The following is a 13,482-nucleotide window of genomic DNA, read 5'->3' on the forward strand; positions in this document are numbered from 1 at the left end:
TCATGCCGTTAAATAGCAAAGATAAATTGGCAAAATACAGGAGAGGCTATTCGAGCCCTGGCAGTCAAAAGCGAGGAGCTTTGCCACTCGAAGCAAATCTATCGATGAAATAAGCAGTACCCGCTTAGTGAAACCTAAACTAAAACGTTTTCCACAAAAAAGCCCCTCACAACTAAGTTGCGAGGAGCTCTGTTTTATCGCTTAAGCTGAAGAAGCTAACTTAAGCGGTCACCATTCATTATTGAGCAACAGTGAAACCAAAAGATTCAGCACGGGCAGCAACCTCTTCAGCTGTTAGTGTTGACAACCAGAACGCTGTATTGTCAATTGCACCATCTAGGTTTTTTTGAGAGCTGTTTGAACCACCACCAACATATACTTTGTCACCTTCTTTGGTGTTAGCAACATAGTCAGTAATTTCAGCTGAGTTCTCAAGCACACCATTTACATAAATGCTTGCTGTTGTACCGTCATAGGTAGCTACAAGATGTTGGTAAGTATCGTCAGTAAGTACCGAAGTAGCTTTGACACTAGTAGAACCGGTACTGTTATAGATACGAATCTCTGGAATTAAAGTCCCTTTGTTTACAAGTAACTTCCAACCCTTATTGCTATCCGTATTTTCTAACAACTGTAGGTCTTGGCCTAGGTCAGCATTAAAACTAGCGCTGGTTGATTTGTACACTACCTCCATTGAGATAACGCCATCAATCGCTGCTAACGGATCCGTAGTTGAGTCCATAACAGTATAGTGATAACCAAATAAACCAGATGCAGAGGTTTGCGTAATAGATACAGCTGCATCAGCATCTACAGCTCCATCAACCACGGCTCTAGTGTTATCATCAGCTTTACTCATCTGCAAAACTTTAGCACCTAAAGAAGGAGCAGCGTCTACACTAGCAAAGTTCCATTCAAAGTCTGCGGCTGGGCCAGCTGGTACATCAGGATCGGTATCACCAAACCCAAAGTCTTTAGCTCGTTCAGCAACTTGCTCTGCTGTTAGTGTCTCTAACCAAAACGCCGTGCTATCAATCGCTCCAGCTAAGTTTTTCTGTGAACTGTTTGAGCCGCCACCAACGTATACTTTATCGCCTTCTTTGGTGTTAGCGATGTAATCAGTTACTTCAGCAGTGCCTTCTAACTTACCATTTACATAAATATTAGCCGTTGTGCCATTATATGTAGCTACAAGGTGCATGTAGGTATCGTCTTCTAACATAGACGTTGCTTTAATACTGGTTGAACCATCACCGTTGTAAATACGTAGTTCTGGAATCAAGGTGCTCTTATTTACAATAACCTTCCAACCCTTATTGCTATCGGTATTTTCTAGTAATTGTAAGTCTTGCGACATATCAGCGTTAAAGCTTGCATCATCGGCCTTAAATGTAATCTCCATTGAAATTACACCATCTTCAGCTGCTAATGGATCTGAAGCGCTGTCCATTACCGTGTAATGGTAACCGTATGAACCAGATGTAGTTGATTGTTCAATTGATACAGCTGAACCATTGTCTACTGCGCCAGTTACCACTGCACGAGGGTTATCATCAGCTTTACTCATTTGTAAAACTTTATCGCCTTCAGCGGCATCAGCATCTACGGTAGAAAAATCCCACTCATAAGCTGCAGTTGGCACATCAACACCAGGCGTTGGCTCTTTTTCTGCTTCAGCAATAGCCGCTAAGATAGTTTCATCAGTAACTTCTGCGCCAGAGTCGTTGTAATCAACACCTTCCAAGGTATATGTAATTGTTAACGCTCCTGCACTATCAACCACATAAGTACCGTCTACGGTACCGTAAGCAATAGTAGTTTCTGAAACGGTGTAAGCTTGAGTTGTATAAGTGTATAGATCGTTAGTTTCATCGTAGCTATAAACTTTAAGCACATCATTTTCAAAGTTGTAAATTTGTGCGTATTCAGTTGATGACGTAGTGATGTTTGAAGTCTCACTGGAGATATTCCAGTCTGTATCTTCAATAGCGTAAGTAGGCTCAGCTGGTGGAACGTACACCTCTGGTGCATCGAAACAGCCAAACATAAAAGTAGTGCTCATAGGGATTAGCAGCAGCTTAGACGCTTTCATTTAAACCTCCTTGTAGGAATAAATAATATTATTGTAATAGTTAAGGTACTAATGTTTCTGCGTAGCTATTAATTGCTTAGGTGTTTTATTGAAGAATTAACACTATTAGCTTAAGTCGCTACTTCGCCTTCTTATAGTTACTCACTTAAAAATCGAGTAACCGGATAAAGGTTTCATTTAAACCTCCTTAAATCGGTAAAAATGATCATATTGTATTAGTAATACAAAACTATAATGTGGCAAATAAAAGCGATTGTAAAGTGACCTGCCTCGCACTATTACGCTTAAAAAGCCGTCTATTTCTCAAGTTGAGATCTATGCTGTTTTACAGGTAAGTTTGGTTCGATTTGTCTTTAGCAGATTTGCTTACATGCTTGTTTCCACCCTTCCTTTAGTAGTAAATCCGTCAATAATGGTTGAGCGCCTAGGAAGGAGACATGTTGCTCTATAAGTGGGGACGTGATTCTTTTCACTATGAATAATAAAGACAATATCTATTGGGAGTCGCTTAGTACAAGCTCTTTAGTCAAAGGTACTCATCAATACTTAACCAAGTTTCAATTTACAATAGGGTAAGTAAAGGCATCGTTTAGAAAGAGTAATATAATGGCGTGACAACTATAACTAACCCTAAAGCAAAAACTATCTGGTACTACTTACATTTCGTTAGCCACATCATGACCACAAACAAAGATCTTCATGGCGCCTCACACCACTAGTAATACAAATAACCGTCGTTTTCAGATTTTCCTAAACTCACATTCGCACGTTTATTAACGTTAACATTCCCTTACTGATTTTTGCTTAAGCCGCCGATCATTGTCACCAAACAAGGAGATTCTTTGGCTTGAAAAGTCAAAACCCGATCATTCTCACAGACACGCGCTCAATTATTGAGCTTTAATTGTATTACTATTAAGTTTTAGCAAGATTTAATGGTATACATAGCAATAAAGAACCAACAATAAAAACTAAAAAATATCGACATTAAGACTTTCGTTAAATTGTTGTCGGAAACGAATCTCTTAATAATTAAACGCGATTTTAAAAGGACAACGTCATGATATTTATAGGGATATTCCTAGCATTGGTTGCCTCTTACTTAGTGCTAATAGATATTGCACAAGTTATTAAGAGCCATCACTAAATACATTAAGAAAAGATATGAATAAGACTAAGCCTCTAGCCGCTGTAGTTTGGCGGCTAGAACTCTTACTTCATCTCAGTGTTAACCCTTACTAGCCGCTCAACACAATCTTCAACCCCAAGCTTAACGATAAACTCAATCTGTTAGAAAGTAGCGAAGGTTTCTGGCAAAGCTCTAAAAGAAGCAAACGTTAGCTTAAGCTAGCCATTTGCTTTAGAAAAACCCACCAAAATTATGGTAATTAATGCATACTAAACATAGACATAATTACCTAAGCTAGCGATGGAATTAGAAGAAATATATCGTCGGGATTTAAACCTCCTCATTGCACTAACAGTGCTTATTGAGGAAGGCAGTGTAAGCCGCGCCGCCAGCCGACTAAATCTCAGTCAATCAGCCATGAGCCGAGTATTGACCCGTTTACGAGAGCTGCTAAACGACCCTTTGTTTATTCGCCAAGGCCAAGGTCTTGTTCCTACACAACGCGCGCTAGACATTACTCTGTCTTTGCAAAATCCGCTAGAGGAATTGCGACAGGTACTTAGCCCCAGTGAGTTTGACCCAGCTACTTGCCAGCAGCATTTTCGAATTGCCACCACTGACTATGCCATGCAAACCATATTGCCCTTTGCACTAGCACGTATCTATCAAGAAGCTCCAAATATCTCTTTAGAGTTTGCTCCTTTGCAGCACCAAGATCTTGCCAAGCAACTGACTTCCGAAGGTTGCGATATGGCCATTTGTCGACCCGTACAAGCGGTAGAGCCACTACTAAAAGAAAGTTTAGGGCTAGTGAGCGTATTTTGCTTGTTAGCAAAACATCACCCCCTAGCGGAAAAAGAATTAACAATTGAAGACTACCTCGCCTACCCTCACGCGATGATCGCCATTAGCGATGGCGTTAAAGCACTGCTAGACGAAGCCTTAATTGAACACCCCAAACCTGCCACATTGTTACGCGCCTATCACTTAGAAGCAGCTCTAGCGATAACCGATAAAGTCCCGGTTATTATCACTGTACCAGCAGATTTAGCCTACTTGGTGGCAGAAAAAAATCAGCTAGTTATTAAGCCGCTTCCATTCAAGTTTGAACCCTTTGATTATTCGCTAATATGGCATGCTCGCTGTGATTACTCTGCACCTCAAATGTGGCTTAGAAGCATTATTAAACAAGAGTGCAGCCGACTCATTAGCAAGCGAGTACAGGACATGGGCTTGCTTTAATACATATTGTAAGCACCAACAAAAAAGCCGACGAGATGCCGGCTTGTTCAGTATTAGTACTTAACTAGAGCTTAATCACTACTCGCCCCGTTACTTGGCCATTGGTAATGGCTTCAGCATATTCTGCCACTTTCTCTAGCTCTACTTCAGTACACGCTTGTTGGTAATAACTTTGTGGCAATAGTTCAGCCAAGCGTTGCCATGCTTTAATTCGTTTTGCTGTTGGGCAACTCACCGAATCAATGCCAAGCAAACTTACATTACGCAATATAAATGGCATTACCGTGGTGGGTAAATCAAAGCCACCCGCTAAGCCGCATGCAGCAACAGCACCGTTATAGTCCATTTGAGCCAATACTTTAGCCAGTACTTTACTGCCTACAGTATCAACAGCACCCGCCCATAGCTGCTTTTCTAAAGCACGTGCAGGCTCTTCAAACTCAGTTCTGTCAATAATACGCGCTGCGCCAAGTTGGCTAAGTAGTTCGCCATTCTGTTCAATACGGCCAGTTACCGCCGCTACTTGGTAACCTAGTTGAGCGAGCAAACAAACCGCTACAGAGCCCACGCCGCCGCTAGCGCCGGTTACCAATATCTCGCCAGATTCAGGCATAATACCTGCATCAACTAATGCTTGAACACACAACATAGCAGTAAAACCTGCAGTACCAATCATCATGGCTTGTTTACCACTTAAGCCTTCTGGCAGAGGCACTAACCAATCAGCTTTAAGACTAGCTTTTTCCGCCATACCGCCCCAGTGGCCTTCCCCAACTCCCCAGCCAGTTAACACAACTTTATCACCCGCCCCATAACGCGGGTCGTGAGATTGCTCAACAGTGCCAGTTAAATCAATTCCCGGCACCATCGGAAAGTTACGTACGATCTTGCCCTTACCAGTAATGGCTAAGCCGTCTTTATAGTTAAGAGATGAATAGTCTACTTGCACCACCACATCACTTTCAGGTAAATCTGAAACTTCAAGCTGACGAATATTTGAGTGAGTTTGCTTCTCTATTTGATCGAGAACGAGAGCCTTAAACATAGTAATACTCCGAATAGTGTGCGAGTTAATTTAATTAGCTAGAGTGTAGTCTTTCTATCACTATGTATTAAGTGAATTTTTATCATTTAATACATGCACCACATACATAAACTCTAGTTGGCTAATCAAGGTGCCAGTATACGGCGAGTAATAAGTATTTTAGGCTGATTGGTTAAACGCTGTTTGGTTAAGCTAACGCACTTACCACAAGTTTTGCCTAAGCCGAGAGATTGCTTTAATTGCTTATATGTGGCTAAAACCAAAGCTTTGGCGGTAGGTGGTATTGTGTTTAATGACTTACTGAATAACCAAGACGTATTAGGTGTTGGTTACGCCGAAGTGGAACCCATAGAGCGTATTCGCAAACAGCACGGTAATGAGAAATCGATAGAGATTTATTACGATGTTAAAGTCACCAATCGCCGCAGTATTGAGCCGGATATTCAGCACTACCTCACTAAATCGGCTACCAGAAGTGTAAACACCGTGGGAGATACCATATTTGGGCTTCGCTTTAGGTATATGCTGTAGTGTTTAAAACTAAAACCCTAAGATCCTTATCTACTAAGTGACTTAAGCCTCTGCCGCAACCCGAAAAAGCGCATTGCGAGCAATGAGTATATGAAAGGGTAAGATACACTTGAGATAAATACGACCACCAATATTATGAGGGCGTACCCATGTGGCTAAATACACGCCACCGTTATGCGACATGACCGAGACCCGAAAATTCAAATGTTTATCATCGAATCCTGCAATTAGCTCATGACTGTTTTCAATCTCGACGGGGAAAGGCCCAAGCTTATCTTCAGCGTCGGGTCCATCGTTTGATAGGCCGAAGGGTAAAGTAACTACTCTTCGCAATAACAAAAGCACTCGAGCCCAAGGCGGAAAGTGCGTAATTACCTCAGCAGCCCGACGAGGCGGTAAATAAGACGCTACCGAATAGCAATCCAAAAAGTCTTTTGGTTTAACCCGAGCATTCAAAATACTGTCTGGCGGTAGTTTCGTTTCTAAGACTTTGGGGGTCATTGATTAACTCCTGATGCCGTTGTTCAACCCACAAAAGCGAGTTTAAGATTGTTATTTACACTCATCCGCGTATTACTGATTCTTATTGCCTGTTTTATATACTGGCACAAATGCCTCACCTTGTTTGAATGAAATGTTTACTGAATCTGATTCACTACCCTAGATAGCCGTTGGCTTATTCACCAACAACGCTTCAACAATATACCGTTGCTCTGCGCCACCACTGAGTTGATTGAAAGGGTAGCAAGTTATCAACGTTAAACGATTATCATCACTAGGCGCCATAAATTGAGTATCAGATTGATGAGCAATTTGAGTATTCACCACCTGATACAGTAATACTTCACCATCATTTGCTTCTACTTGTAATAGGTCTCCTTTGTTAACCGCTGCTAAATTGGAGAAATGGGTATCGCGATGCCCGGCAATCACGGTGTTTCCCACCTCTCCAATTTTTGCGCCACTAAGCACTAAACCGGGGCCAAAAGCCAAAGTGCGCCCCGACGCTCCCGCCAATACATACACCGAATCGACTTGATGTTTAAAGCCAATGCTTTCTAGTTTGGTCACAAAGCTTAACTTGGCAACAGGATAGGTATCGGCCCAATGCCAAGGTTTATGAGTTTGCTGATCGGCTAGAGTGTGCTGCCAGGCTTGAGCAATTAAAAACTGCGCTAAGTAGGCTTTTGCCTGTATGTACGCACCGTGTCCAAGCACCAAAATACCGAGGAGGAATAAACTACAAGGCACCGGATGTTTTGCCATAAAGCTAATGCTCATGGTGTTGTCCTTTTTGAATAGTTGGTTTGATTAGCTGAGTAAAAACGAGCATGAATTATCTGTTCATGCTCTTGCTTGAAATGTGTTAGTGAACCACTTGGTTTTCATTACTGAGTGTTGTTTTGCGCCAACCAAGGCCCAACGCAAGGAGTAACAACAAGCAACCAATGAGCATATTTAACCGGCTTGAAGTCGAGGTTTGCGGCAATACTCCACCAGCTTGCCAGCCTAACGGCATACCGCCATCTATTTGTTTATTAATAGCATTAAGCGACAAAGGCTTAGCGGGTGTTAAATCTACCGCCACTAAACTGGTTTGCGAGCTCACCAAATGATATTTAAGCGCCAGCGCTAAGACTTGTTTCTCTACCCGCTCTTGGTTGAGCGAGCTTTTGCTTAACTCTAAGGCAGATATGTATTGGCGGGCCCACAATAAATCTAAACCGGCTGCTGATTGGTTAGCTTGTAAATTTAAACTACGTTGCCAAAATTGCTCACCAATATTGCCGCTCACCACTAACTGTTGTTGAGAGTGGCTAGGCATTTTAATGCTCACCATTAACGGTTGACCAAGGTACAAATCGGGAATGTTTGCCGGCCAATATTCAGGCACAGTGCCGTCACTAAAGCTCAATTGCACATCGCTCACCACTGGGTGAGAAATTTGCTTAAATAAAGTCGTCACCTTTTGTTTCACTTCATTTTGCTTGCCTATGTAGGTAAAGATACCTTTACCTACATAGGCAGCACGCTGCATAAAGTGTGAATTAGGCGCAGAGCCGATACCAATGGTAAACAAGCGATTATTGCCTAATTGGTTAGTGATTAACTCAAACAAGGCAGACTCGTTACTCACTGCTCCGTCGGTGATAAAAATCACCTGGCGAAGTCGATTGAGCCCTTCCTGTTCCTGGTTAACATCTTTTAACGCCGCTTGTAATGCACCGTACATTTCAGTCCCACCATTGGCTTGCAGCTGGTTAACAAAAGCACGTGCTTGTTTTATATTTTTGCTGCTGGCTGGTACCGATTGAGGCAAAAAATGCCGATAGTTTGAGTTAAATTCAATAAGGTTAAAATAATCATGCTCGGTTAATCCGCTTAATGCTTCGAGTAAGGCTTCACGAGCTTGAGCCATAGATTCTCCAGACATCGACCCAGAGGTATCAATAACTAGAATAAGCTCCCGCGGTAGATCAATAATGTCTTCAGCGTTCCCTTGCGGCGGCATTAACATTAGCAAAGCGTAGTCATCTTTAGCTGGCAACGCTGATGTTTGATGGCTCAGTCCAGTTTGCTTGTATACCGCCGCTTCAGGACGAGAGCCGATAATAGGTTTCCACTTCAACAAGAAATCACGATTTGCATCGGTATTCAGCAATCTAATATCGATGCTGCCATCGCTAAGAACTTGCTTAGACACTGGGTGATAAACACTTTGCAAGCTATCTAACTCAAAGCCTGTATTTAAAGAAATGTGTAAACTCGCCTTAAGCGGACTGGTTGATTCACTTTGGCTATATTGGCGAACGCTATGTTGCATCAGCTGCATCATGTGCTCAAAATTGCTGTTGCCATTCACCGTTTGATACGGTTCTTCCATTAAAGCAGCCAACGACAACGCTTGCGAGTTATCATCCGCCAGGGTTCTTCGCGCTTGGTCTTTAAAAATTTGCGGGGTATAGCGTGGATTTACCACCATAGGGAAGCGTAAACTAAACTCGCCATCTTGATAAGCCAACTGTTGCTGATAGCTTATTTTTACTTTCAAGCTTTCATTGGGGCCAAGATTAGCCACCGCCGTGGTAAAAATATTCGGCCTTAGTTGTTCAACTAAGCTGGCTCGTTTACCTTCTTGTTTAGCGGTTTCAAAAGTACGTTTGGCTTGTTTTTTCTCTTGAATCTCCCCTTCTATTTCGCGGTCTCCCACAATTAAATGCATTTGGTCTACGGCAGCATCATTAGGTAACGGAAACATGTAGCTGCCATTGATCCAATCTTGAGTATTATTTTCAAATGTTTGAATAAGCGTCACTCTGTTGGTCATACCCGATACTGTCATTTCTACCTTGGTATGTAGCGGTAGTCGCTGTTGACGCTGGCCGTTGCTGTCTATAAACACCAAACTGCCTTGGCTTAGCTCCTGTCCGCTTTCCCTGTTGTCACTGTGCACTGCCGCTTGGCTGGGCGACGCAAAGGCCGCCCACAACACGATAATAGCGCCGCCAAAGGAGACGCTGTGACAAAAACCGCTGGCTAATCGAATAACATCTATTTTCATTAGGCTATCTCCCTTAGCTGTGGTGATTATTGCGCTGCTAACATGCCACGTTCAGACATCAGCTTTAGGGTGACGCGGCGGTCAAAGAAGTTGTTCTCTAAATTGGCCTCTGCTTGAAGCGGTGCGGTATCACCAAAGGCTTGAGAGTATAATCGCGATTCAGCAATGCCTTGATTAACTAAATAGGCTCTTACTTCAGCTAAGCGCTGTTCCGATAAAGCTTGGTTGTAACTTGAATCCCCTTGACGATCGGCATAACCGGTTAAATCTAGCTTTAAATCTGGAGCCAGAGACATGGCATAAACTACGTCGTCGAGTTGCTGTTTAAAGTGAGGCTCGATTAACGAAGAGCCGGTTTTAAACTGCACGTTTAACCCAATCGCGAGCTCTTCAAGTTTTTGTTGTTGCGCCATTTTTAGTTGCTCTAATTGGGTGTTCACTCGAGCGTGCTGCTGAGTAAGAGACTCTAGCTGCTCACTGCGCTTAGCTAATACCTCAATTTCATCTTGCTGCTGGTGTAATTGCTGCGTTTGAGCCGCTAACTCTTGTTCATCGGCAACCGATTTGCCAATCCAGGTGCCAGTGAAGCCACCAATAAACGCGCCTACAGGGCCGCCAACTATCGCGCCAATGGCAGCACCAGTACCAAAGCCAACCATCTCACTTTTGCCGCTACGTGGTGAAGATGACTCGGAGACTTCGTTAGCAACTGATACAGTTGATAGGCTTAGGCTGCTAATAATGGCTAGGGCAATTAGATGCTTTTTCATGGAGTATTTCCTTCTCGATGGATAATTATGGTTTTGTTGTTAGCTTGGTCTGTCCAAGCCGTTTCGATGGCTTAATTAAACACTGTTGAAATGGCATTAGCGGGCGCTAAAAATGGCAGTTCGCTTATCAAATGTGGCAACAAAATGGCAATTGCGCTGAAGCCACCAAAGCGTGATAAAAATAATGTATAGTCTATGCAAGTCAGTAGCTTAGAACGTAAGTAAAACCATGAAACGAATTGCCATCGTAGAAGACGAAGCGGCCATCCGCGAAAACTACAAAGATGTATTACAGCAACAAGGGTATAGCGTACAGGCCTATGCTAATCGCCCTAGCGCACTCTCCGCTTTTAATACTCGCCTGCCCGACTTGGCCATCATTGATATAGGTTTAGAAGATGAGATAGATGGCGGGTTTTCGTTGTGCCAATCACTGCGCGCTATGTCGAGTACCCTGCCGATTATTTTTCTAACCGCACGCGACAGCGATTTCGATACCGTTTGTGGCCTTAGATTAGGCGCCGACGATTACTTAACAAAAGATATAAGCTTTCCGCATTTAGTGGCTCGCATTGCCGCATTGTTTCGTCGCTCAGAATTACTTGGCGCAGCCCCTTTAGAAGACAACTTACTGGAGCGAGGTCCTTTGGCTATTGATGGCAACCGCATGCAAGTGCTGTGGAACCAACAAACTATAGAGTTAACCGTGACCGAGTTTTGGATGGTACATGCACTGGCTAAACGTCCCGGCCATGTTCGAAGCCGACAAGAACTAATGACCGAGGCGAAAATCTTTGTCGACGACAGCACAATTACCTCTCACGTAAAACGTATCCGTAAAAAGTTTTTAGCTATAGACCCAAATTTTGAATGCATTGATACGGTATATGGCATGGGTTATCGATGGGATAGCGTGGCCTAATGCTACCAGTACTGCCAATTGGCCTACGCGCCAAAGTCACCATTCTTTCACTATTTTTATTGTGCTTGCCTTGGTTGGGTTATCAATACGTGTGGGAAATGGAAAAATACCTGCGCTTAGGCCAAGAAAAAACCTTAGAAGGTACCACGCAAGCCTTAGCTACCGCCCTGCACGAACGCCCAACGTTGTTTAATAGCCAAGCCAGCTTTTTAAGCCAAGTACAAAAAGGCCGTGATTTATACGCCTACCCGCTTTCTGGTCCAATTCAACTCGATGGCAAACTAAACGACTGGCACGAGTACCAACATCGCATGTTGCGCTATGGCGACGAGCATGTGATTTATCAAGCCGATCCCGATGCCCCCTTGCAAAGCGAATTTACGCATATGGTGGGTAAATTTGGGCGCTATTTATATGCCTACTTTGAAGTGACCGATCAAGATGTAGTTTACCGCGGCAAAAATACACTGCGCGTAGACAACAATGACCACCTTGCCATCGCGACGCTTGCACCCGATGGCGAGTTTAGGCGCTATGTTGTGGCAACAACAGAAGATGGCTGGATAAATGCTTTTGAATTGCCCCTAGATCCCAGCTTAAACACCCCAGTAAAGCCTGAGGTGAAAATTCAAGGTCAATGGTTAAAAACCAATAAAGGCTACAACATTGAACTGCGAATTCCACTGAGTATGGTGGGCAGTAAACTGGGCTTTTCGATTTACGATGTAAACCGCACACCGAAGCGAGAGTTAGTGTCTATTGTGGGTACGTCGGCCATTGATACGGTTGATCAATTGGGTACTGTACTAGTTCCCTCACCTGAGATAGAAAGCATCATCAAAGGGATGAGCCACAACAGCTCACGCATTTGGGTAGTAGATAAACACGGCCGAGTATTGGCTAAATCAGGTGATATTCGCAGTACCCAAAGTATTTGGGCACGCAGCCTGAGCCGCGATAACAACGATGATTGGTGGAGCCGCTTTACCACCGAGTATTTACACCCACTGTATTATAAAATTCTGACTAAACCACCACAAGATTTTGTCGATTCCCTGCAAGATTCTACTGAGCTAAAAGGCAGCCATATTCAGCAAGCGCTTACCGGCAAACCTGGTTCAACATGGCGCTTAACACCCGACGGGCGTGCCGTGGTGTTAGCTGCTGCCAGCCCGATATGGATTGACGATAAAGTGATGGGCGTGGTGGTAGCGGAAGAGACTACTAACGGTATTCGCACTTTGCGTAACCGCGCACTAGAGCGCTTATTCAATATTATTTTGCTGGTTATGGGGGTTGGCACGCTGTCACTCTTTTTGTTTGCCTCCAGCATTTCTAGCCGAATTAGAAAGCTACGCGACCAAGCAGAAAAAGCCATTGATAGCCAAGGGCGAGTAACTGCCACGTTGCCCGGTTCTAAAGACCGCGATGAAATTGGCGACCTATCACGCAGCTTCGCCAATATTGTTAGCCGTTTAAGCCAATACACACATTACCTAGAAAACATGTCTTCGCGCTTATCTCATGAACTTCGCACCCCAGTTGCAGTAGTGCGCTCTTCGCTAGAACACTTGAGTTTACAAACACTGGATCAAGATACTCAAAAATACGTAGATAGAGCCCAAGAAGGGGTGAATCGCTTAAACATGATCCTCAACAACATGAGTGAGGCCACTCGTCTTGAGCAAAGTTTATCGCAAGCAGAAACCAGTCGTTTTCCGCTATCTAAAGTTGTGGCCGGCTGCATGCAGGGCTACCAATATACTTATCCTGAACAGGCTTTTGATTGCGATATTACGCCCAACACATTAAACATTGTTGGTGTGCCAGAATACATTGCCCAGCTTATGGATAAGCTCGTCGCCAATGCAATGGAGTTCAGCCTGCCAGACAAACCCATCAAGGTGAGCTTCCAACAGGATAACAAAGATGCGGTACTACTGATTAGCAACCACGGTCCGACTCTGCCGGATAATATGGTAGAGCAAATCTTTGAATCAATGGTGTCAATTCGCAGCCAACAAGCCCAGCAAAAGCCCCACTTAGGTTTAGGTTTGTATATTGCGCGTTTAATTGCAGAGTTTCATGGCGGCCACATTAGCGCTCGCAATTTTACCGACAATAGTGGTGTGGAGTTTTGTGTTCGCCTGCCTTTAGAGCAATAGGCCTAAACACAAGGTAGCGCACAT

Annotated in this window: 10 protein-coding genes; 4 read left to right on the forward strand and 6 right to left on the reverse strand. The window is 43.6% G+C overall.

The genetic code is table 11. The features are described 5' to 3' along the window. Positions 1-238: 238 nt before the first annotated feature. Entirely contained in the window at positions 239-2,092 is a 1,854-nt protein-coding gene (locus ACLD71_RS18350) for a LamG-like jellyroll fold domain-containing protein (protein WP_411991589.1), read from the reverse strand. Positions 2,093-3,521: 1,429 nt separating this feature from the next. Here ACLD71_RS18350 and ACLD71_RS18355 point away from each other — a divergent pair. Next, positions 3,522-4,463 carry a LysR family transcriptional regulator gene (locus ACLD71_RS18355; RefSeq protein WP_137674682.1) on the forward strand — a complete coding sequence of 314 codons (942 nt, stop codon included), beginning with the start codon at positions 3,522-3,524 and terminating at the stop codon, positions 4,461-4,463. 64 nt (positions 4,464-4,527) lie between these two features. Here the strand turns inward: ACLD71_RS18355 and ACLD71_RS18360 are convergent, their stop codons facing one another. After that, on the reverse strand, positions 4,528-5,508 hold the full coding sequence (locus ACLD71_RS18360; protein ID WP_411991590.1) for an MDR family oxidoreductase: 981 nt from the start codon (positions 5,506-5,508) through the stop codon (positions 4,528-4,530). A 249-nt stretch (positions 5,509-5,757) separates the two neighbouring features. Between ACLD71_RS18360 and ACLD71_RS18365 the strand changes: the two genes are divergently transcribed. Next, positions 5,758-6,039: a carbohydrate porin gene (locus tag ACLD71_RS18365; RefSeq protein WP_137675429.1), complete on the forward strand. Its 282-nt coding sequence runs from the start codon at positions 5,758-5,760 to the stop codon at positions 6,037-6,039. 42 nt (positions 6,040-6,081) lie between these two features. Here the strand turns inward: ACLD71_RS18365 and ACLD71_RS18370 are convergent, their stop codons facing one another. From ACLD71_RS18370 to pdsO, 4 genes are all read right to left on the reverse strand, one after another. Continuing rightward, positions 6,082-6,540: a DUF2867 domain-containing protein gene (locus ACLD71_RS18370; RefSeq protein WP_137675428.1), complete on the reverse strand. Its 459-nt coding sequence runs from the start codon at positions 6,538-6,540 to the stop codon at positions 6,082-6,084. 159 nt (positions 6,541-6,699) lie between these two features. Continuing rightward, complete coding sequence (locus ACLD71_RS18375; protein ID WP_411991591.1) at positions 6,700-7,320, reverse strand: class GN sortase; 621 nt, start codon at positions 7,318-7,320, stop codon at positions 6,700-6,702. An 85-nt stretch (positions 7,321-7,405) separates the two neighbouring features. Next, the gene (locus tag ACLD71_RS18380; RefSeq protein ID WP_411991592.1) at positions 7,406-9,601 is read right to left on the reverse strand and encodes a marine proteobacterial sortase target protein; all 2,196 of its coding nucleotides are present in this window, start codon (positions 9,599-9,601) and stop codon (positions 7,406-7,408) included. Positions 9,602-9,627: 26 nt separating this feature from the next. Beyond that, the gene (gene pdsO, locus ACLD71_RS18385; RefSeq protein WP_411991593.1) at positions 9,628-10,371 is read right to left on the reverse strand and encodes a sortase-associated OmpA-like protein PdsO; all 744 of its coding nucleotides are present in this window, start codon (positions 10,369-10,371) and stop codon (positions 9,628-9,630) included. A gap of 229 nt (positions 10,372-10,600) precedes the next feature. Between pdsO and pdsR the strand changes: the two genes are divergently transcribed. Then, positions 10,601-11,293, forward strand: coding sequence for a proteobacterial dedicated sortase system response regulator (gene pdsR / locus ACLD71_RS18390; protein ID WP_137675424.1), 693 nt, complete (start codon positions 10,601-10,603; stop codon positions 11,291-11,293). Further along, positions 11,293-13,458, forward strand: a complete 2,166-nt coding sequence (gene pdsS / locus ACLD71_RS18395; RefSeq protein WP_137675423.1) for a proteobacterial dedicated sortase system histidine kinase — start codon at positions 11,293-11,295, stop codon at positions 13,456-13,458. The genes pdsR and pdsS overlap by 1 nt, the downstream gene beginning before the upstream one ends. Positions 13,459-13,482: the final 24 nt, after the last annotated feature.

Source organism: Agarivorans sp. DSG3-1, from assembly GCF_046774965.1.
Lineage (GTDB): Bacteria > Pseudomonadota > Gammaproteobacteria > Enterobacterales > Celerinatantimonadaceae > Agarivorans.

What these genes read in the sequence shown, in the direction of transcription:
- ACLD71_RS18350 (WP_411991589.1), bottom strand. Translation starts at nt 2,092, where the DNA reads ATGAAAGCGTCTAAGCTGCTGCTAATCCCTATGAGCACTACTTTTATG.
- ACLD71_RS18355 (WP_137674682.1), top strand. Translation starts at nt 3,522, where the DNA reads ATGGAATTAGAAGAAATATATCGTCGGGATTTAAACCTCCTCATTGCA.
- ACLD71_RS18360 (WP_411991590.1), bottom strand. Translation starts at nt 5,508, where the DNA reads ATGTTTAAGGCTCTCGTTCTCGATCAAATAGAGAAGCAAACTCACTCA.
- ACLD71_RS18370 (WP_137675428.1), bottom strand. Translation starts at nt 6,540, where the DNA reads ATGACCCCCAAAGTCTTAGAAACGAAACTACCGCCAGACAGTATTTTG.
- ACLD71_RS18375 (WP_411991591.1), bottom strand. Translation starts at nt 7,320, where the DNA reads ATGAGCATTAGCTTTATGGCAAAACATCCGGTGCCTTGTAGTTTATTC.
- ACLD71_RS18380 (WP_411991592.1), bottom strand. Translation starts at nt 9,601, where the DNA reads ATGAAAATAGATGTTATTCGATTAGCCAGCGGTTTTTGTCACAGCGTC.
- pdsO (WP_411991593.1), bottom strand. Translation starts at nt 10,371, where the DNA reads ATGAAAAAGCATCTAATTGCCCTAGCCATTATTAGCAGCCTAAGCCTA.
- pdsR (WP_137675424.1), top strand. Translation starts at nt 10,601, where the DNA reads ATGAAACGAATTGCCATCGTAGAAGACGAAGCGGCCATCCGCGAAAAC.
- pdsS (WP_137675423.1), top strand. Translation starts at nt 11,293, where the DNA reads ATGCTACCAGTACTGCCAATTGGCCTACGCGCCAAAGTCACCATTCTT.